This window comes from Agaribacillus sp. DX54 (genome assembly GCF_056858335.1).
The window spans coordinates 50,018-71,316 of record NZ_JBXEQE010000016.1 but is presented as its reverse complement, the minus strand read 5'-3'; the positions used below and the strand labels follow the sequence as shown (position 1 = coordinate 71,316).

Below are 21,299 nucleotides of genomic sequence, written 5' to 3'. Positions count from 1 at the left end.
AATCAGGTTCAGTTAATCAGGTCACCACGCAGTCTTCTGAATCTCTTTCTGGCCTCCGCACTGAAAAGGCTTCCCGGATACTTGGTTAAAAAGTCCTGATAAATCTCCATAGACCTTTGGTTGTCAAACAACTGCTCTTCATAAATTTTCCCCATCAGAAAATAGGCATCGTCACTTAATATATCATAAGGATATTCATTGACTATTTTGTCTAAGAGAATGATAGAATCATCAAATTGTCCCAGTTCTAATAAAATCTTTGCTTGCAGCCAATATATCTCATCAGTAATTCTGTGACCTTCATAATCCTTCAACATTTTGTCCAGCTCCTCAATCGCCTGCTGTTTTTTATTTTGAAACAACAATAAATCTATGGAAGCATAGGTTTTCATCGCCATGTCGGTGGTATCGAGCATGGTGTTGTCCTTTATGAGTAAACTTAGCTGCATGGCATCATTGGAGATTTCCCGCGAGGTAGCCAGTTTCAATATATCCAGGTGTGACTGTGCCAACGAAAAATTACCGTTATAATAGGAAAGCTTCGCATTTTTCAATTTGGCCTGGTAACCCAGGGGCTGTTCTTTCTTGGCTTTTTCAACCTGTGAATAAAGAAGGGTAGACTCCCATGGCTGACCGATAAGGAGGTATATGTCTCCCAGGTCGAGCTTGCACCTGGCTATCAGGTTGGAATTCACACGGGGTCTTTTAATGATCTCGTTTAAAATTTCTATGGCCTTATCCTTTTGCTCCAGATAAAATGCATAGAGTAATGCCTCGCTGCGCATCACCTCAAGTGTTACCGGATTGAAACCTACCTGATTGACCAGCGCATCGTAGTCAACGATCAGTTTTCTGATTTCCACCGTGTCGATAGGAAAAGTATTCTTTACAGTCTCTTCCCTGGCTTTGATAAGGTATTTTTTTGCCATTACATAATTATCACTTTTGGGAAAAGCTTTAATCAAATACTCGAATATGGTAACCGTATTTTTGTAATCCTTATTTTCAAAAGCAATGATGCCAACTTCCATGGTTTTTTGACCCCCGGTCTTAAAACGTTTGTCAAATGCCCGGGCCTGAATAAAGGCCTGGCGAAAGTTCTTCAACTGCAGATTCACCCATATCAATAGTTCATTGTAAATTTCTTCATTGGGTTGTTCCTGTATTTTATCGAAAAGGTAGTCCTGCATGCCAATCAGCTCATCCTTTTCCGTTAACAAATTCTGAAAAGTATTTTTTACATACTCCGCATTTTCAGGGTGGGCTTTGAGAAAGTTAATATATTCCTCCACCATCATATCCTTGTTACTCGTGAGCCTGTAAACATTGGCTAATTCAAGCGCATATTTGTATTTATCATTTTCCTTCTTGCGACCTATTTTAAACGTCTCTACGGCATATTCGGAAATCCTTTTACGCATAAAATACTGGGCGGTAGCCCGCACATCGAAATTCCCCTTTTTAACCAGGTCGATAATTTTGTCAAAGTATTTTTCAGCACGTTCCTGATCGCCTTTGGATTTGTAAATGATCCCCTTATCAATATGATAATTCACAAAATTAGGGTAAAACTTCAACACCCTGTCTATATATACCTCAGCGCCTTTAAAATCACCGGTGGATGTTAACAATTCCAGGTAATTACTATGAATTCTTGGAATATTTTTGGGACGCCGCGTCAGGCTCTCGTAAATATCTTTAGCTTTTTCCAATTCACCGGTATTGTAGTATTCATTGGCCAACAGTATTTTTTCGTCCTGCGCACAGACATTGATTGTTATTGTAAAAAGAAGGCAAGTTAAGACGGGTATGAAAAGGGATTGAAAAATTTTTCTCCTGGTTATGCACATATTCGTTCTTCCTATATATAATATTATAATATATTAAATTAAATTATTATTATTTACTATCCTGTGGATTTGTGGATAAAATACCGAACATTGATTTGACTTTTTAAAATGTTTATCAATTATGGATTATTAGGAGGTTATTCACATATTATTCACACATAAATAATTGATAATCAATAAGTTAATAATTATTTGCACATTTTAACCACAATCGTGGATAACTTATTTTATTAACGATTATGTGAATAAGATAGTTTATTATTTTTTTATATCCACAGTAATTAACAAGGCGATCTTACATTCGGGATTTGTCTTCAGGATTGCGGTGGTTATCCACCGGTAATCTTTTATTTATCCACATGTTTTTCACAGCATTGGCTATGCTATTCTATAGTGATGATTTCATTTAATTCCCAATTGGGCCGCAGGGTCAGGGTTTTGTTAAGATGGTAAACCGGTTCAGGTTCTGTAAAATCACTAACCTGACCCTCATCCCATTTTCCATTGCCATTGGTATCGATCAAAATCCTGACGAGGTAGTCGCCCGGCTGCAGATCTTTAAATTCGAATACTTTTTGATTATAAAGTTCCCTTTGTACTTCAAAGGCTTTGTTGGTTAGCTGAATGATGAAACTACTGTAATCTGTAATTATCTCTCCTATAATCACACCCAGGTTAGCGGAGTTAATGAAGTTATATGTTTCAGTAATCTGTGTGCTGCTGTCGTTTTCAACACTTACAAAAGTCTTTTCTCCTATGACCAAAGTTACCTGGTTGGCTTCTGATCTTCCTTCGAAACTCTCCTTGCCAGGTATTCTGGGTTGTGGTTTTTCATTAACGGCTTTGCGCGTAGTATCTTTATTAAGTAGGCTCGGATTAAGCAATTTTTCTATCGATAATTGCGTACGGTTAAAATTCCAGGTCAGATCGTTGGCTGTATCGATCTTTTGCACGGTTGTGCTGTCATATTGAAATAAAAGACTGTCCGCATTAAGATACCTGACGGGTTTGTTGAAAGTAATTCTTCCGGTAAAGACATTAGAAGTGCTGATTTCCCCTTCTCTGAGATTGACATTAAAATCGGGTGATTTTCTTTTGCTTTCCGGAAACCTGATATAAAACAGGGTATCGACAGACTGATTAATGGTGTCATAGGCTGTCAGTTGCACCCGCAGACTATCAATATCTTCGAGGGTGTTATAAATTCTTAATACTTCATTTTTATCGGTTAGATTGCTGTATACGGTTTTTGAAGTATCAGGGAGTACTTTCAATCGATAGGACATCACGTACTTGTTAAATCTGGCTTGAAAATACTTTCCTGTAGAACGAAGGTTAGTAAGTTTAAACGGTCTGAAATTTCTTTTTCTTGTATAAATACTCAGGCTGTCATAATCTTTATTTAGCTCAATGATTTCTCCCAGAAAGCCAAACGATTCCGTATCTGGTTCGCATTTGTAATTTCTGTTTTCGTCATTGACGGCGTAGAGCCTGTAATTTCCATTTTTAATGTTGGTAAATTTGAATTGTCCGTTTTCATTAGCCCTGATCGAATAACTGGCCCTTCCTGTGAATACATCCAATGTATCATTAACATCATATATGGCCAGCAGCGCGTTCTCAACGCGTTCACCCGTAAGGATTTCAATCACCTTGCCGGTAATATTGAGTGAGTCCAGAAAATGGCCCGTACTGAAAATAAGCAACAGATTCTCCGCCGGGTTGTTTTCAGTAATATCTGTTACACCACCACCGAAGTTGAAGGTATAAGTGGTGCTGTCTTCCAGTATGAGATTATCGAGTTCAATGCTTTTCTTGTTGTATTTGTACTCGTAGTCTTCGTTAATTTTAGGAGTAATAGTGAGCTCGCCTTTAATATCATTGAATTTAATGTATTCGTCAAACTCCATGTTTATTTTATCACCTTTAAACATCAGGGTACCATTTGTCGGGTCAGCGCTTACTAACTGGGGAGGATCCTCATCTTTAGGACCGCCGGAGGGTGCCTGTGGCCTTGCACATGAAATGGCAACGACCAGAAAAAGCAGAAATATACAGAAATTGAAGAAATGGTTAGTCATATTTAGCGACATAGATCAGACTTGAGTAATTCTGTTTTTCCTTTTTGGCCTGTTGATTCGACCTGTATCCGTTAACGATGGCTTTAAGCATGTTTGTGTGATTGTTTTTGTTTTTTTCGCTTAAAAGGCTCACGTAATACGCATCCAGTTTTTGGGGTATGATGGTTTCTATCTCGAAATTGTATTTACTTAATAAACCCGACAGACTGTTTTTATCAAAATGGTAGAGATGCCTGGGAACATCATAACCAGCCCAAAAGTTGTCATACATTTTGGCATCGGGACTGGTATGATTCGGAACCGCAATGATGATCTTTCCTTTTCTTTTCAGCAGCTGTTTAATCTTCATGAATGTTTTATCCAGTTGAGGAATATGTTCCAGAACATGCCACATAGTTATGGCATCATACTGTTGCTCATTCTCATCCACATCAAAAATCGATCCGGATATCCTGGCCCCGGTCAGTTGTAATGCTTGTTCCCTGGCTTTTTGTGCCGGTTCCACACCATCTATATGCCAGCCCCGGTCCTGACAAGCTTTCAGGAATTCTCCCGTACCACAACCATAGTCCATCATGTAACCCTTTTTGACGAATTTAGCGAGTAATTTCGCTTTTTGTCCGACAGTTATCTTTCTTACGTTTTTGTAGACGAAGTTGATAAGACTGTTGCTTCGATTGTTATGCGAAATATATTGTGACGATTCATAGTATTTCATCAACTGACTTTCATCAGGTCTGGGGTTAGTAAACTTAAAACCGCAATTTTTGCAAGTGATGATTGAAAAGGTTTCACCTGAGACAGTGAAGTCTTTACATTTCTTATAGGGATTAAAATCCTTTCCTTTACAGATAGGACATTCCTGTAAGTCTACCAGCATGATGTTATTTACCTAGGTATACCAAAATTATGGAAATATCAGCAGGGGATACACCACTGATTCGAGCCGCCTGTCCGAGGGTTTCGGGCTGAATTCTGATTAGTTTTTCGCGAGCCTCTGCCGAAAGTGCTGTTAATTTGCTGTAATCAAATCCTGCTTTAATTTTATAGTTTTCAAGACTTTCAACCTTTTCGACAAGTTGTTTTTCTTTTTCGATGTAATGGTCATACTTTATGAGAATTTCAGCCTGTTGCAGGATATCTTTTTCAAACTTATAAAGGTAATCGGCCAGGGAATGATCGACCGTTAAAAAGTCATGAATATTGATTTCAGGTCTTTTTAGAAGTTTTTCAAGCGTTACTTTCTCCTTGATTGTAGCTGTATTGAGATGGTTTAAGGAATCGTTGATTTCCGTAGGGGTGACTTTTTTGTGTTTGAGGTCATTTAGCAACCTGGCTGTGTCATTTTTTTTGTCCATCATCTTATCGAGCCGTTCATTGGAGGCCAGCCCAAGTTTGTGACCCGTCTCTGTCAGTCTGATATCGGCGTTATCCTGCCTTAAAAGAATTCTAAACTCTGCCCTTGAGGTAAACATGCGATAAGGTTCTTCTGTCCCTTTATTGATCAGATCATCTATTAAGACCCCTATATAAGCTTCTGAACGTTTTAACACAAAAGGATCGAGGTCGTTGATTTTCCGGTGCGCATTGATTCCGGCGACCAGTCCCTGGCAGGCGGCTTCTTCGTAACCGGTTGTACCGTTAATCTGGCCGGCAAAATACAGATTATCTATTCCTTTTGTTTCCAGCGTTAGTTTTAGCTGAGTAGGAGGAAAATAATCGTATTCTATGGCGTACCCTGGTCTGAACATTTTAACCTGTTCAAATCCTGGTATTTGAACCAATGCGTTGTATTGAACGTCTTCAGGTAATGAAGTAGAAAAACCGTTCACATAAATTTCCACCGTGTCCCATCCCTCAGGCTCTACGAAGATCTGGTGTCTTTCCCTTTCTGCGAAGCGGTTTATTTTGTCTTCAATAGAGGGACAGTACCGGGGACCTATTCCTTTGATCCTGCCAGCGAACATGGGCGACTTTTCGAAACCTGTTTCGAGGATTTCGTGAACGGATTTATTGGTATACGTTATATAACAACTCTTTTGTCTTGTCAATCCAGGTGTGTCGATATACGAAAATTTTCCGGGCTCGTCATCACCAGGTTGCTCCTCCATTTTAGAAAAGTCCAGCGATCGGCCATCGACCCTTGGAGGCGTGCCGGTTTTCATCCGTCCTGACTCAAACCCCAGGGCCACGAGTTGTTCAGTCAAACCTTTTGCCGCCCGTTCTCCGGTTCTACCACCACCAAATTGTTTTTCTCCGATATGGATAATGCCGTTTAAAAAAGTACCATTTGTAAGAATAACCGATTTTGCCCTGATTTGTAAGCCCAGGCCTGTTTCCACGCCAATCACCCGTTGATCCTTAACAATGAGACCCGTCACCATTTCCTGCCAGAAATCCACGTTGGGTGTTTTTTCCAGGGCCGCTCGCCACTCAAGCGAAAAGAGCACCCGGTCATTCTGAGTGCGTGGGCTCCACATGGCTGGACCTTTTGATTTGTTGAGCATGCGGAATTGGATCATAGATTTATCCGAGATAATTCCTGACATACCTCCCAGCGCGTCGATTTCCCTTACAATCTGACCTTTGGCTACCCCTCCCATTGCTGGGTTACAGGACATTTGCGCAATGGTATTCATATTCATGGTGGCTAACAACACCTTGGAGCCCATCGTTGCCGCAGCATAAGCGGCCTCACAGCCCGCATGACCGGCGCCTATTACAATAACATCGTATTCTTCAAACATCGTTCGATTTATAAAGTGTTCCACGTGGAACATATACAACTTATTTCAGTTCCAATACAGATGTTCCACGTGGAACATCTGTATTATCAGCTAATGTTTTGCAAAGATAAACAAGCTTCCTCTTTTTTTCTCATTTCTTTTTGTTCCTGTGGGGTTTTGTCACGGTAGCCTAACAAATGCAGTACACCATGGATGATAACGCGGTGAAGTTCTTCTTCGAATGTTTTTTGATAAGTAGTCGCATTCTCTTGCACACGATCTACACTTATGTAGACTTCTCCTTCAATGGGTGCACCGTTCTTTTCTTTGTAATCGAAGGTTATAATATCCGTATAGGTATCATGACCAAGGTAGGTTTTATTGATTTCATGAAGGTAATTGTCTGAACAAAAGATGTAGTTTAGCTCTTCCAGAATCTGTGCTTCCAGGCTGATTACTTTTTTTATCCAGTTGCTTACTTGTTGGGTTTGCTTTAATTGGAAAGGAGTGTCTTCATAAAAGAAGTTAATACACATTTCATTAGTTGACGTAGAAAGAGAGCTTTACTATTCTTCCCTGGTCTTCAAAAGATACTTCGTCTGACAGATGTTTCATTAAAAAGATTCCCCTCCCTCCTGGCTTGTCGAGGTTCTCGGGGGCGGTTGGGTCCGGAAGGTTATTGTAATCGAAACCACTGCCCTGATCCCTTACCTCAAAACTGATGATGTTGTCATTGAGCATTAAGGACAGTGAAACGTTTTTGTGTTTATTATTTTTGTTGCCGTGTTTTATGGCATTATTTACGGATTCAGTTACGGCGATCATAATGTTTCCGTAGATATCATCATCAATGCTGTACTTTTCTTTGGCATTGTCTATGAAACTCTCAATAATTCTGATATTCTCTCCCAAAGAAGGAATCTCTATTTTAATTAAGTTCATTGGTTCTTTTAAAATCATGTACTGTAATTTGCTCGAAACCTTTATGTGATGTTGTGCAAAATGGTTATGAATTTAGTCAAATTCTTTTATTCGATACTAATTACAATCCCTATTTTTCAATTCTTTTAAAATATTCATTTACTTCCTTTTTGTAATAAGGATTAAGTTTCAAAGGTACTGTTTTTAACAATTCTATTTCCTTTTCCTTTGTCTTTATATATTCCTCAAATGCCTTGGGTAACCTTTTCTCATATTCTTTGGCCTGTTCTGCTTCTCTCTTTTTATCCAACTCCCTCTCCCTTAAAGAATTCTCGGCTTCAAGTAACCTCGTCAGTATCTCCTTTTGACGCTCAATCATTTCGGTAGTCAAACGTTTATTGACTAAATCGGTTTCTGTTTCTTCCATTTTATCCAGCAACTCTTTCATCCCGTTATCCCCTTCTTTGCCTCCATCTTGTCCGTTATTACCATATTTTTCATTCATTTCCTGCAATGCCTGCCTCAGTTTTTCCTGCTGCGCCGCCAGCTTTGCCAGTTCTTCAGACAATTGCCGGCCCGATTTGCCGCTTTTCTTTAGTTGCTGAATTTGCTGGTTTAACTGTTTTTGCAACTCACTTAACCCAGGCATGTTTTTGCCATTATTTCCTTTTTGGGGATTACCCATGGCATCGGCCATTTGCTGTTGCATTTGCTGAAGAACATCATCTAACAGTAAAGCTAAGTTGTTAATAGAGGTCATGGTGAATTGCTGTTTGCTTACAGCCAGTGATTTTTTTCTTTCCCTCAAGGCTTCGATTGTTTTATCCATGTTATCACTCATCTCGCCCAATTCCCTGGTAACAAAAGAAGCAATCTGGAAAACGCGCTCGGAAAGCGCAAGAAGACTGTCTTCTATGATTTTAGAATCATCCTTCAACTTGAGTTGTTGCTGTGAAAGAAGTATGAATCTCGGATCACTTTGTTTTATATTCCGGAAGTCAATCATTAATTTTTCCTGGTCAAATGACAACTTAACCAGATTGTCCACAATGTCCCTTAAATTATCTAAATTCTCCATCATCATTTCCATCTCAGCACTGTTCTGCATCTGTTGAAGCTTCTGGGACATCTGCTGCATTTTTTGGCTGGATTGTTGCTGGGATTTTGCCGCTTTCTTTCTTTTATGGTTTTCAAGATTTTCCTGACTTTCTTTCTGCAGTTGGTCAATTTCCTGTTGATCGCCGGAGGTATCCTGCATCTGATCCGGATTTTTTCGATCCTGGTTGATTTCGTCCAATTCCTCCAATGACTTTTGGGTCTCCTCAAATTGTTCGTTCAACTCCTGTTGCTTCTCCTGTAAATCCTCCAGCTCGTTAGACTTATCCAGCGTTTCCTCAATAAGTTCTTCCTGCTCTTCAGCAATCTCATTTAACTCGTTGATGGTCTCCTCCAGTTTATAATCGAATTTGAGTTTTTTGAACAATTCCAGACTTCTTTCCAGTTCTTTTTCAAGATCATCCTCTTTGTTGTTAAGCTTATCCAGCATCTCCTGAACATTGTTCATATCCGCTTTCTCTTCCATTAACTTCTGCAATTCGTCATAAAGCTTTTTAGTGTCTTCATCCAGCAATTCATCCATCAGTTTTTGCAACTGCTGCGCTTTCTCTTTGAATTTTTCACTGGTCTCTGAAAATCTTTCCCTTTTTTGGTCCGTAGCTTTGTTCAGTTCCTTCAGCTTTTCAATGGCTTCATTCAACGCTTGTCTTTTTTTCAAAATCTCTTCTAACCTTTTTTCATCCTGCCATTCCAGCGATTTTTCCGTTTTTAGCCGGTCTTCTTCCTCCTTTAACTTTTCTTTCAGTTCCCTGGCTTTATCCAGTGTTTCGTTAATTTGCTTTTCAGCACTTTTGGAAGACTCCGCGATGCTTTCTTTCAATTGGCTTTTATCAGGAATGTCAAAAGTATAGGTACCTGTCTTTGATGATTTTCTTCCATTTACACCATCATTATCCCATACCTGCAAATAGTATTCAATTTTATCGCCCTTCTCCAGATCGATGGAGTCGAACTGCATTTGGTAATAATAACTTTGGCTAATGCGGTTTTTGTCAATCGGAACATTGATGGCTTGAAATTTACCCTCTTCATTGTTGCGGATATTACTTTTTCTGTAGTACAGAGACAATTGTGACAAGCCGTAGTCATCGGCAATATTTCCTCCTAAAACCATGTAGCTGAATAAGGTGGTATCCCTGAACTGATCGAGGGTGATAGATGGAAACTGATCCGGAATAACTTCGATGTGATAGTTAATTTTTTCCTTGTTGTCGCTGTATTGATTTTGTAGCTTAATTTGATAATCCTGTGACTTAAAAACCTTCTTTTCGTAATTAAAAATCTGATTATCAATTATTTGTAATTCTTTCTCTTCTTTAGACCCGTCAAAAATAATTTTCATTTTATCCGCGTCAAGGGTTTTGTATTGCCATTCGATAAGGGTTCCCTGAGGCACTTCCAGGTTGCCAATATTTTGTACGGTCTGATTATCCCTTTTTACATACCTGGGAAAGACCATTTTAACATTGAAGTTTTTCAGGTTAGGCCGGTTCACCACTTCGATCTTAAATTCCCGGGAACTAAAACCCGCGGCCTCAAAGGAGAAGGAGGTTCTGCGTTGAATTTTTTTTAAGGTATACCCAAACCCTGCCTGATTGCCATATTTCATCTTTATTCTTCTGCCATTGAAAAGAATATATGCATCCTGGGGAATGGCTTTGCCTTCAAAATTCAGTAATACCGTAAAGTCCTCATTTTTGAACGCCTGAAGGTTGTCATTTCCCAGTATAAACTGAAAGGGTGCCACAGGCAGATACTCTTTATTGTAGTTGATTATTTTCGTAGTGCTGTCTTTGAGGAAACTTGGGGCCAGAAACAACAAGATGATTAGAACGGCAACAGGAAATCCGGCATATTTCAGATATTTTTTATTCTCTCCAAGGTCGATGGCCTGCTTAAAGGGGATTAATCCTATTCTTTCGGTACGGCTTCGTATGCTAGCGGCAATCAAATCGCTATTTACATCTGATATTTTTTTTAACTGAATGGTATTCAGGAGTTTATCCTCAATTTCAGGAAAATAACTGCCTATTTGTTTGGCGGCCTCTTCATCACTTAGCTGTTGCTTGAGTGAAAAAAGCCGGGCGATGGGGTCAATGATCCATTTATACCCAATAATCAGGCTAAAAGTTATAAATGAGAAAAACAAAACAGCGCGCAGTGTAGAATCGAAGTTGGCGATAAAGGCCAGGGAATTGGCCACTAGGTAGGCTCCCAACATCGCGGTTAATAATAACAATCCGCCCTTTAATAATTGATTTTGATAATACTTTTTTTTGTATGCATTTAAATTGGCAATCAGAACATTTTCTTTACCTTGGTTACTCATAATATTTCAACATCAACGCTTAATCATAGTATATAACAAATAATCCTGTCGATCCGTTTGGAAAAGACTCATTCAATACTGAGAAGCCATTTGTATCAACGGCTGTTACGTACATTTTCATTAAAACATCAGAAACTCTATATAAATTACATAATATTTCAGAATTCCCACAAATTATGTCGCCAAAAGCAATACAATTAGTAATTATTATTAACTGATATTCCGTTATTTGGTTGCCTTTTGCCCATTTGTTCCTTTCATTTGACAATAATCGGCGGTGCAAAACCGGTGCCACAATAGCTTTAGTTACCGATGATTTCGATTTCTGTTCTACGGTTTATCTCCCTTCCTCCGATTTCATCATCATTGGAAACCAATGGCTTTTCTTCTCCGAATCCCTTTGAAGATAGTCTTCCGGGTTCTATTCCGTAACTAATCAGATACCTTTCTACCGCTTTTGCCCTTTTTCTTGATAATGCCTTATTATAATTTGCTTCACCCACATTATCCGTATGGCCATTTATTTGTACTCTTAAGTTTGGTGTACGATTAAGTAGTTCGTAAATTCTATCGAGCTCCGATATGGACTCCGGCTTTATCTCAGATTTGCCACTGTCAAAAAAGATGTTTTTGAGAATTACCCGCGATCCGACATCTGCAGGCTTTAGCCTGATCGTAGCGTTTACATCTTTGTTTGACGATAGCGTAGTTCTTTTAAAGCTTCTGGAATGGAACAAATACCCGTCTTTTTCAACGGTCAGCCCAAAATTCCGGTCAGAAGGAATTTGCAGTTCAAATGTGCCGTTTTTCAAATCAGTGTATTTGACGGCTACCACCAGGTTTCTGCTATTGTCTGATAATACCAGCTTTGCTTTGACAGGTTCATTCGTATTGGCGTCGATTACTTTACCGGAAAAAATAATCAGCGGAGCCTTTGAGTTTTTCTCTATTTTCAAATCTATTTCAGGTTCATTGCTTTCTTCTACCTCAATGGTTTTGGTCTTTTGTAAGTTTACATAGTCCCTTTTGTCCATAGCAATGCTATAAATATCGTTACCTCCATGTCCGTCGCTTTTGGCGGTGGCATAATACCCGGTCTTATTACTGGCACCAATTACGAAATAGATTTCATCTCTCGCCGTGTTAATGGGAAATCCAAGATTCCTGGGCCTTCCCCATTTACCTTTTATGCTGGGACTTCTGAAAATATCGTAGCCTCCCATGCCGAAGTGTCCCCGGGAGCTGAAGTATAACATATTGTCTTCGGGATGGATAAACGGTGCATCTTCGTCTTCCTTGGTGTTAATCTTTGGGCCGGCATTAACTGCCGGTCCCCATGTACCATCATCCTGTAATTCACTGATGTATATGTCCAGTCCCCCAAATCCTCCGGGCCTGTCGCTCGAAAAGTATAGTTTATTTCCGTCGGCTGTTAAAGAGGCCGAGAGCTCCCGGTATTTTGAATTAATGTTTGCATTCAGCGGTTCTGGTTTTGACCAGTTGTTTCCGTCAAAATTGGAAACAAATATATCTCCGTTTCCTACGCTATAATAGATAAGCACCTGTTTTCCATCAGGGGCAAAGGCAATGGCAGCGTCGTGAAATGGTGTGTTGATGTTTTCGCCCAGTTTTTCCGGTGGTGTCCATGCGCCATTACGCTTCCGGCTGATATAGATGTCTTCGTAATAATTATTATCAGCCGCTAGTTGGTTGCCCGTTGAGCCTTTTCTTCTGGAGGTGAAGATCAATGTCGACTCATCAGCGGTGATTAAGGGGGCATAATCATGACTTTCGGAATTAACAATTGCCCCCAGATTTGTGATATCTACGTCCTTTGGGTTATTGACATATTCGATACCCATATTACATTGCTTAATATTTTGGTCGATGATAAATTTATCATAAGCCTTAGGCCGGAATGCCATATAATGGTCCAGTGCTTTCTCAAAGTTGTTGGAAAACTGATAGGCCTGTGCCAGATAAAATTCCAGGTCGGGATTATACTCAGGAAATTCCTCGAAAACCTTTTTAAGATACGAAACGGCTTTGTGCTTGAAGCTTCCCTCCAGATAAGCCATGCCTAGCCGATAATCGACAGCCGCATTACCTCCAATAATACTATTGGCTTGCTCATATTGCGCCGCGGCTTCATCAAAATATCCTTTCTGATAAAACCTGTCACCTTTTTTTATCAACTTACGGTAACCCTGGGCATTGATGCCAGACCAGGAAAATATCAACAAAACCAATACACTAATTACCCTGTAGGTCATTATTAATCAGCACAAAAGTGAAGACAAAAAACAACATAAATGCCAAAGCTAACCTTTAATTCCGGACAATAAACAGCAATTAAACGGTTAAGGTATTATGTGTAAGATTTATCTGTTTTGTACAATAAGTCGTTTTGTTGCTTTTAGGTTATCTGCATCGATTTTATACAAATAAGCCCCTGGTTTAAATCTCGAAAGATCTACGGTAACATGATGTTCACCGGCATTTTGTGGTTCATCTACCACTACTTTCATGAGTTTACCTGAGGTATCGAAAATTTTGAGGCGCACATGAGCGGCATTGTTAATATAATAGGAAAAATGGGTTTTTTCCCTGGCAGGGTTCGGATAGCAGGAGTCGAGCCTGAATCTGTCATTAAAGAATTCTTCTTCAGTACCTGTTATGAGTGTTCCGAACACATCTACTTTATTGGCCGCATATTGATCAAATCTGGTTTGAACCAGCGCTTCGTTGCTGGCACCCATCCAATCCTGTAACACAGCGGCGAAAACCTGGCGATAATCAAACTGGTTTCTCAAATTGCCGCGATTTAAATCCGAAAGATCGGGGTTGGTGCCGTATATCCCGGGCCGTACACCGGATCCGAACACAAACATGGGCGCTGCTGTGCCGTGATCAGTACCATAACTACCATTAGAAGCTGCCCGCCTGCCAAATTCGGAAAAAGTCATAGTTACTACCCTGTCCTCCAGTCCCAGAAACTTCAAATCATCCTGAAATGCCTTGACGGCCGAAGAGACATGGTATAATAAAGCGGCATGAGCCCCCATTGACGGTTCGCCTGCCACTACCTGGCTGGCGTGCGTATCAAAACCTCCAATCCTGGTAAGGAAAATTTTAGTCTTTGAACCACCGCTCAATAATCTGGCTACCAGCCGTAACTGACCTGCAAGTCCATTGTTTGAAAAACGGTTCCCCGCATCGAAAGGATATTTCTCCGGATAAGTAACGTTGGCACTGTTTGTACCTTGTTCGAAAACATCCCTCAAGCGGCCGGCATACTGATTCGATTTTTCTTCAATATCCATGATCCATTGTAACTCCTGGCCGTAATGCGTATCAGCTACCGACTCCGGAGGAAGTCCACCGACGCTGTTAATCAGGTTATAAAACTGATCGGGATTTTGTGCTGCAATAGCCGCTGGTATGCCTGTTTCGCGATGAAACATCAAAGAAACGTTATTACCGATTTCCAGCCCCAGGGGATCAGGCATTTCGGCACTTGGGTAATTATCGGGATAGCCCGGATAACAATAATCCAGATACCTTCCGGCCCATCCGGATGAAAACTCATCGTCGTATCCTCCACCCATCCACCAGATGTCCCGGCTTCTGAAGTGCGACTGGTTGATGTTTTCATAACCGACTGCCTGTACAATAGCAGTTTTTCCTTCATCATACAACGCTTTTATGCCCACCATGTCAGGATGTAATCCCACCTGGTTTTCGACCTTAAGGGAATTGTCCAGGGCGATGTAACTCCTGCTGCCATTGTCAGAAATGGCAATATTAGGCCTGAGGTTGATATAGTTACTGTATTGGTCCATGGGTATGAGTGTATTCAGACCGTCATTTCCTCCATGTAACTGAATGAGCACCAACACCTTATCATTATCTGCCCCACTTGCTGCCAATGTTTTTAAGGTGCTTTGGCCCAATACTGTCATGGGGATTCCGTTTAACATGAATGGCGCTGCGCCGGTTAAAGAAAGCTTTTTTATAAATCCTCTTCGTTTCATTTTGGTTTAAATTTTGGTGGAACAACTATTTAATACAATTGGTACTCCGGTGACTGCATCAGGGCACGGATCAAACTTTCCAATTGAATGCGTACATTGGTGTCATCGCCGGTGGCTTTATAGTTATTCCATTCTCCAGCCCAATTCAGTGCGGACAGCGTGTCCAAAAGAATGTCGTCTTTAAAGTAATTAAATCTTTCCTGCGTAATGATCTCCGGGAACAGATCATCCACCAGTTCTTGTACCAATACCTGGGGATCGGCCGGGTCAGAAATGTGCTGAGGGTTGTCTACGTAGGCCACGATATCCAGTTGAAAACCCTGATTATCGCCGTTTTGTACCAGAACATCCGAAAACTGATACCTTCTGGCTAAACCATTATTGGAAATCCAGTTTCTGTTGAACTCCGGGGTTTGGTGATAAGCAGGATAACCGGCTACCTCAGGAGGGTCGTAAAATGACATTCCCTGGTCATTCATATTGCCAAGCAGGCTTCTGTAGGAAACATTCAGCGCCTGCTCCGGCTCGGTAGACGAGTCTGGGACATCCACTTCAAAAAACCGCAGACTGCCTATGACAAGGTCGAGCGGGGATTTGATGATTGCCCCACGGTTATCATCATCTGCAACACCATTATCGGTATCGAAGAAATGCTGACTGCTAAATAATTGTTCTAGTACGGGTTGAAACTCATAGTTGTTAGTTCTAAATGTGTTGGCCAAAGGGGTGATAATATCTTGTTCGATTTCGTCGGTGATATCATAATAAACAAAATAACGATATAATTTTCTGCAGATATGCTTTGCGGTTGCTTCCTGGTTAAAAATCATTTCAACCAGTTGATCCAGTTCGTCAAGGGCAGCTTCTTTGGTGGCCCAATTGTCAATTATTTCGTTGGGCTGAATGGTGGTACCGCCAAAGGCGTTGCTGAAGGTTTTGACAGAAGCATCGTGGCGGTTGGCAAGGTTACTGGCATTTACACGCAAAATGCCGGTAATGAGACCCGTATCCGGATCGGTTTCGAGATATTCCTCGTCGTTGATATATCCTGACAGTACCTTTGCTGCCTCCTGTACGTCTTGCTCTGTGAAGGTTGTATAATCCTCGGGGCCTATTTGAGGGCCTTTACCGATGGTATACAGTTCAAAATATTCCCTGGCAAAGTTTTCATTAGGTCTCCCTACCTCATTCAGCCGGCCATCCAGATAAATCAACATGGCATTATCAAGGCATAATTTTTTAGAAACCTCCTTAAAATTACCGGTTGCGTACTGGCGAAAAAGCGCATTTTGATAGTACAGCGCCGTACTGTCATTCACGGTGGCATATCCTGTAGTAAAATGGGTATGCAGAAAGTAAGTCATCCTTTCGCGGATGGAAATACCCTCATTATACATTTGTTCCAGCCACCAGCCCCGGAAAAATGTAATCAGGTCGCCATTGTCGCTATTTAAATCTGTAGGTTTGGGGTTGACCCATGGTTGACCCGTAAGGGGGTCACCCGGAGGTGCCGGATCAGCTACCGGTGTAAATAATTGTGTGAGAATTTGTGCCGGTGTGGATCCGGTATATTGATCGATTTGTAATTTGGTTGGTCCAAAGGTTGCTCTTTTAAGAAGATGGGCTACCTGCCGCCTTCCTAACGTCCCGCCAAATGGATTTAGTGAAGCCATATTCTATTGTGTTTTGGTTGTATCGGTAGTTTGTCAAAATTTCGAACTGATAAAGATATAGGTCTGCTACAATATTTAATGACCCTATTCAGAGCGTAATATTACATAAATGATGTTTACTAAAATTTCAAAGTGCCTATCGTGGGGGAAGAAATGGAGCGGTGATTTTGTATATTTAGAAGAAATGTCAAATATAGGATTTTTATTGCATTTTTTTCAATGAGGGAACAAAGATTACAGCCGGCATTTGCCTTCGGATTTATAACGCTTTAATAACCTGATAGTTATCGAAAGAAATTTGGGCTTTTCAGCGAACATATCGATTGATATTTTTGCAAAACAGGTGGGAAGATAAACATTTTTATGCCTGCGATTATAGTTATACTATTTATAGAAATAATAATATTGCTGGTTGCAGGCTGATAACAACTTAAGAGCGGTTTGAAAAAAATGTATAAAAAGGACTGAAATATTACAGCAAGGGGTTGTAGGTGAAGGGCAACAGTTACTCTTTCCCTATTCGCTCCAGTTCCATCTTGTAGGCTTTGATGGCTCTGTAGATGCCTGAGGCCATATACACCTGGTTCTTTTTATTATTCAGAAAGACTTCTTCGTTGTCGTTGGTAAGGAATCCCAATTCGACCAGGATGCTGGGCATCGAGGTTTTCCACAACACCAAAAACCCGGCTTGCTTAACCCCCCGGCTATGCCTGTTTACCCTGTTTTTGAACTGATGTTCTATTTTGCTGGCAATGTTTAAGCTATTATCCAGATAAGCATTTTGCATTAATGAAAACAAAATGTATCCTTCGGTACTGCTTGGGTCGAAACCTTCGTAATTATCCAGATAGTTTTCTTCCTGAAGTATGGATTCGTTTTCCCGGATGGCGACATCCAGGTTTCCCTGGGTTTTATGCAGACCCATGGCATAAGTCTCCGATCCACGAAAATAGTGTGGACCGGCATTACAATGAATAGAAACAAAGAGGTCTGCGTTGTTTCTGTTGGCAATATTTGCCCGTTCGTGTAATTCGATAAATTTATCTGTTTTTCTGGTATATATAACTTTTACGCCCGGTAAATTCTCCTCAATAATTCTTCCCAATTCCAGGGCTACCTCCAGGGCGACATGCTTTTCCTTGGAAAATTTACCCGAGCATCCCGGATCCTTGCCTCCATGACCGGCGTCAATGACAATAGTCTTAAGTTTGTAGCTGGTCTGGGCCGGCAACTTAAAAGAATAGAAAACCGGAATAAACGATAAACTTAATACAATTAATCTTTTCTTCACTACCTAAGATTTTTAATCGAATTTCAGGTTGTTTTAATTATAACAATTTTTTTGCCAAAAAGCATGCTTTTTGGCCTGGATTTTCAGGTAATTTTTCAGTTTCAGGGATATTTTAGGCGCTAATGACCCGTTATATGCCCAATTAACGGATAATTTTCACTTCAACACGCCGGTTGAATTTGCGCGATGATTCAAATTCGTTGCTCGCAACAGGTTGTGTGCCTCCAAATGCAGCCGTGGTAATTCGTTTTGGATCGATGCCTGCGTTGATCAATGTATCTTTGATCATAGCGGCGCGGGCCTGTGAAAGTTGATGCTTGAGATGCAGGCTACCCCGGTTATCGGTATGGCCTGAGATTTCGATAAGATAGTCGGGTGATTCTACCATCAGGTCGACAACCTCTTGCAGGTCGTCGTTTGACTGTGGTAAAATGACGCTCTTTCCCTCCTCAAAATAGATGGTGTTCAGTTTTACTACCGGCTTGTAAACAACGCGCTCCATAAAAATGTCCTTTTCAATTTCCTGATAGATGCTATCGGCAGCAATATCCACCTTGACAAACTGGGTTTGGAAGCCTTCAGCTTTTACTTTGAAGCTATGATTACTGTCAAAAGGCATGATCAGGCTGTATTCCCCGTTATGGGGGTTTGTATTGGCAATCGGTGTTTTTTCGACCAAGTTATCTTTTTCAAGATAGAAAGTGGCTTCTACCGGTTTTGAATTTTTGACATCGTAAACTTTTCCCTTAACCAATATAACAGGTTCAGGTCTCAACTCCTGTGGAAGAGCGATCCGGTAAATGTTCATGGGGTTTTTGGAAGTTCCTTTACCATGCACAAAATAGGCGTAGTCCCCTGAAGCAGGAATGCTGTAGTAGGCATCCCAGCCTTTGGAGTTGACTTGGTTCCCCAGATTATGAGGTTTGGTCCAGTTTTTCCAGGTGTCATCTGTTCTCTGGGTGTAATAGATGTCACTACCGCCATAGCCACCATGTCCTTCGGAGGCAAAATATAAAGTTTTATCATCGGCTGCCAGAAACGGGGAAAACTCTGCCTTGCCGGTGTTTATCATGCTGCCTATATTCACCGGCTGACTCCAGATGTTCATATCTTCCAGAAAGCTGACATAAATATCCTGGTCACCGTAACTGTCGCTTTGTTCAATGGCCATCAACAACACTTTGCCATTACCGGACAGATAAAAGTCGGCATATTCGCTTTCATTATGGTATCCCTTTATATGCACCTGCTTTGGGAAGCTCCAACCTGTTCTTGTCCTGGTGGCAATCGAAATCCCATTAAGATCCATGCCTGACTCACCGCGTTGGTAGCGATTGATAAGTAATACCTTATTGCCATCCGCACTTACCGCACTCACTCCGTTGGGGTGTTGATTGTTTAGGGGTGGGCCAATATTTTTTGCCAGGCTCCATTCGTCATACTCCCAACGTGCATAATAGATATCCTGATCGTCAAATTTGCCATTCATGTTGCCGGGATAATTTTTCCGGCAAAAATAAAGGGTCTTTCCATCTGGCGAGATTATGGGTTTGATTTCTGAATAGCTGCTATTAATGTGAAAGCCCAGATCCTCTTTCTCAGAGGTAAAACTATTTTCTTCCATATAGTTGGTTAGCCCCATTTTCGATAAATCTTCCCGAAGCAATTGCTGGTTGTCATAATCAGCGATGCCCATGGCATCTATCTGACTCCAGCCTTTTTGCAGCGAGGTATTTATGCTCAGTTCAACTTTTTTTACATTGTAGTGTGTCCTCTGCAGGCGCAGGCAAAATGTTTGGTAGTCCCGTTTTAGTGTTTTGGCGTTAGTTTTAAAAACCTGAAATTTCTTTCCTTTTTCATCATACAAATAAATATCGGTTATGCGGCCGGGACCAAAGCTCTCGAGAATTATTACCTGCCGGACCTTTTGGGGTCGGTCGAATGAAACTATCAGTGTTCCGAATGTAGCGTGCGAATTGAGGCGAAAGGCTTTGGGGCTGGTGGTTCCGTAAGGTAGCGCATCTGGTTTACCTAACGCCTGCTTACCTGACCAATTCTGCGTGCCATAATTGTTGTGCTGAAAGTCGACATGATCGGCCCATTGTATTTCCTGGGCGACAATTACTGGTCTGCAGAATATAATGGAAATGAACCAAATTATAATCTTACAATACATGGACTAGCTTTTCACTGCCTGCAATAATTAGAAAAATCAGGAAATTATAAAAGGAATATTCAGTATATTTTGACATTCGACCGATTCCGTTTTTGCCCTGATCCTTAAGTGTTGCTTCAGGACAGGTGTCCCATAAAATTAAAAATCAATGGGCTAAAGGCAGTTTTCGAAATTCGATGCCACATTAGCTTTCCAGGTATTTTTTTTGAGGACTTCTTTGATCCTGCCCGCCCTGATATAGTCAGCGTACAGGTCTCCTAAAAAGTAAAATAGAAAAAGAAATAAATAAAGAGCCAGAAAAAATTCATACAATGCCAAAAGATGGTAAACATTTCCAGCTTTACTTTTTCATAAGGGTTGGTAGAAATAATCAGATTTTTGACCGGATCTTGTATTAACCGCCATGTCCTGAACAGATAGTAGACCAGAATGACAAATCCAACCACCATATGGACTAAATGCAATCCGGTTATAACCACCAGAAAAGAAACTGCCGGCGCCTCGGCCAGGTATAAGCCCGCTTCCTTCAACTCCAACCACCCGATGAACTGACTAACAACAAATATCAGTGTCAGGCTGAGTGTAGCAGCGAGATAGTCTTTCATTTGCGGCAGGTTGTCTTTTTCAAAAGATGGCAAAACCTTACTGACCATGTAGCTGGAAAACATTAAAATCACCGTACTTACCGCAAAAGCCTTGGGGAAAACAATATCAGCCAATCCCCCTGTCTCCATCTTACCGACAGCATAGGCAAATGCCATAAAGCCAAAAATCAAAAAACTGCCGAACAATGCCAGGTACAATATCATCTTGTGAGGATGAATTTTCTCTATAGCTTTAAAAGTTGAGTACTTTTTTTTGTGTTCTACTTTCTTGCTCTCGCCTGGCATAACTACTTTAAATCATTACTATATAAACATATTCGTTCGTAGATAGTTCTTGGGATATAGTTATTTACGTAAAAAAATCAAATAGGATAGCTGATATCGCTATATAAAGTTAACGAACTTATTTGTTAGTTTTGCATTTTCATTTTAAAATTCCTTCGGGCTACCCAATTTTAAATTAATATAAATAAAAGCACCGGTAACCCAGAGGAATT

General features: G+C 40.7%; 13 protein-coding genes. All 13 read right to left on the bottom strand.

Annotated features, from left to right (window positions below; translation table 11 throughout):
- Window positions 1-8: 8 nt before the first annotated feature.
- The 13 genes from AC04NP_RS17260 to AC04NP_RS17200 all read right to left on the bottom strand — a co-directional run bounded on the left by AC04NP_RS17260 (window position 9) and on the right by AC04NP_RS17200 (window position 21,087).
- Window positions 9-1,742, bottom strand: coding sequence for a tetratricopeptide repeat protein (locus tag AC04NP_RS17260; protein ID WP_482861096.1), 1,734 nt, complete (start codon window positions 1,740-1,742; stop codon window positions 9-11).
- 491 nt (window positions 1,743-2,233) lie between these two features.
- Entirely contained in the window at window positions 2,234-3,931 is a 1,698-nt protein-coding gene (locus AC04NP_RS17255) for an Ig-like domain-containing domain (protein WP_482861095.1), read from the bottom strand.
- On the bottom strand, window positions 3,924-4,811 hold the full coding sequence (locus AC04NP_RS17250) for a class I SAM-dependent methyltransferase (protein ID WP_482861094.1): 888 nt from the start codon (window positions 4,809-4,811) through the stop codon (window positions 3,924-3,926). Before AC04NP_RS17250 ends, AC04NP_RS17255 begins: the two co-directional genes overlap by 8 nt.
- A gap of 4 nt (window positions 4,812-4,815) precedes the next feature.
- Entirely contained in the window at window positions 4,816-6,678 is a 1,863-nt protein-coding gene (gene mnmG, locus AC04NP_RS17245) for a tRNA uridine-5-carboxymethylaminomethyl(34) synthesis enzyme MnmG (RefSeq protein ID WP_482861093.1), read from the bottom strand.
- Between the two features lie 86 nt (window positions 6,679-6,764).
- A complete protein-coding gene (gene ybeY, locus AC04NP_RS17240; protein ID WP_482861092.1) occupies window positions 6,765-7,193 on the bottom strand; it encodes an rRNA maturation RNase YbeY in 429 nt (142 codons plus the stop codon).
- A gap of 4 nt (window positions 7,194-7,197) precedes the next feature.
- A complete protein-coding gene (locus tag AC04NP_RS17235) occupies window positions 7,198-7,599 on the bottom strand; it encodes an ATP-binding protein (RefSeq protein ID WP_482861091.1) in 402 nt (133 codons plus the stop codon).
- A 109-nt stretch (window positions 7,600-7,708) separates the two neighbouring features.
- Window positions 7,709-11,023: a coiled-coil domain-containing protein gene (locus AC04NP_RS17230; protein ID WP_482861090.1), complete on the bottom strand. Its 3,315-nt coding sequence runs from the start codon at window positions 11,021-11,023 to the stop codon at window positions 7,709-7,711.
- 302 nt (window positions 11,024-11,325) lie between these two features.
- The gene (locus tag AC04NP_RS17225) at window positions 11,326-13,296 is read right to left on the bottom strand and encodes an OmpA family protein (RefSeq protein WP_482861089.1); all 1,971 of its coding nucleotides are present in this window, start codon (window positions 13,294-13,296) and stop codon (window positions 11,326-11,328) included.
- A 108-nt stretch (window positions 13,297-13,404) separates the two neighbouring features.
- The gene (locus AC04NP_RS17220; RefSeq protein WP_482861088.1) at window positions 13,405-15,057 is read right to left on the bottom strand and encodes a DUF1501 domain-containing protein; all 1,653 of its coding nucleotides are present in this window, start codon (window positions 15,055-15,057) and stop codon (window positions 13,405-13,407) included.
- Window positions 15,058-15,086: 29 nt separating this feature from the next.
- A complete protein-coding gene (locus AC04NP_RS17215) occupies window positions 15,087-16,730 on the bottom strand; it encodes a DUF1800 domain-containing protein (RefSeq protein WP_482861087.1) in 1,644 nt (547 codons plus the stop codon).
- Window positions 16,731-17,235: 505 nt separating this feature from the next.
- Window positions 17,236-18,021 carry an N-acetylmuramoyl-L-alanine amidase family protein gene (locus AC04NP_RS17210; protein WP_482861086.1) on the bottom strand — a complete coding sequence of 262 codons (786 nt, stop codon included), beginning with the start codon at window positions 18,019-18,021 and terminating at the stop codon, window positions 17,236-17,238.
- 142 nt (window positions 18,022-18,163) lie between these two features.
- Window positions 18,164-20,197 (bottom strand): OmpA family protein, encoded by a 2,034-nt coding sequence (locus AC04NP_RS17205; protein WP_482861085.1) that lies wholly within the window; start codon window positions 20,195-20,197, stop codon window positions 18,164-18,166.
- A 257-nt stretch (window positions 20,198-20,454) separates the two neighbouring features.
- Window positions 20,455-21,087, bottom strand: coding sequence for a cytochrome c oxidase subunit 3 (locus AC04NP_RS17200; protein WP_482861083.1), 633 nt, complete (start codon window positions 21,085-21,087; stop codon window positions 20,455-20,457).
- Between the last annotated feature and the right edge of the window lie 212 nt (window positions 21,088-21,299).

What these genes read in the sequence shown, in the direction of transcription:
- AC04NP_RS17255 (WP_482861095.1), bottom strand. Translation starts at nt 3,931, where the DNA reads ATGACTAACCATTTCTTCAATTTCTGTATATTTCTGCTTTTTCTGGTC.
- AC04NP_RS17250 (WP_482861094.1), bottom strand. Translation starts at nt 4,811, where the DNA reads ATGCTGGTAGACTTACAGGAATGTCCTATCTGTAAAGGAAAGGATTTT.
- mnmG (WP_482861093.1), bottom strand. Translation starts at nt 6,678, where the DNA reads ATGTTTGAAGAATACGATGTTATTGTAATAGGCGCCGGTCATGCGGGC.
- ybeY (WP_482861092.1), bottom strand. Translation starts at nt 7,193, where the DNA reads ATGTGTATTAACTTCTTTTATGAAGACACTCCTTTCCAATTAAAGCAA.
- AC04NP_RS17235 (WP_482861091.1), bottom strand. Translation starts at nt 7,599, where the DNA reads ATGAACTTAATTAAAATAGAGATTCCTTCTTTGGGAGAGAATATCAGA.
- AC04NP_RS17230 (WP_482861090.1), bottom strand. Translation starts at nt 11,023, where the DNA reads ATGAGTAACCAAGGTAAAGAAAATGTTCTGATTGCCAATTTAAATGCA.
- AC04NP_RS17225 (WP_482861089.1), bottom strand. Translation starts at nt 13,296, where the DNA reads ATGACCTACAGGGTAATTAGTGTATTGGTTTTGTTGATATTTTCCTGG.
- AC04NP_RS17220 (WP_482861088.1), bottom strand. Translation starts at nt 15,057, where the DNA reads ATGAAACGAAGAGGATTTATAAAAAAGCTTTCTTTAACCGGCGCAGCG.
- AC04NP_RS17215 (WP_482861087.1), bottom strand. Translation starts at nt 16,730, where the DNA reads ATGGCTTCACTAAATCCATTTGGCGGGACGTTAGGAAGGCGGCAGGTA.
- AC04NP_RS17205 (WP_482861085.1), bottom strand. Translation starts at nt 20,197, where the DNA reads ATGTATTGTAAGATTATAATTTGGTTCATTTCCATTATATTCTGCAGA.
- AC04NP_RS17200 (WP_482861083.1), bottom strand. Translation starts at nt 21,087, where the DNA reads ATGCCAGGCGAGAGCAAGAAAGTAGAACACAAAAAAAAGTACTCAACT.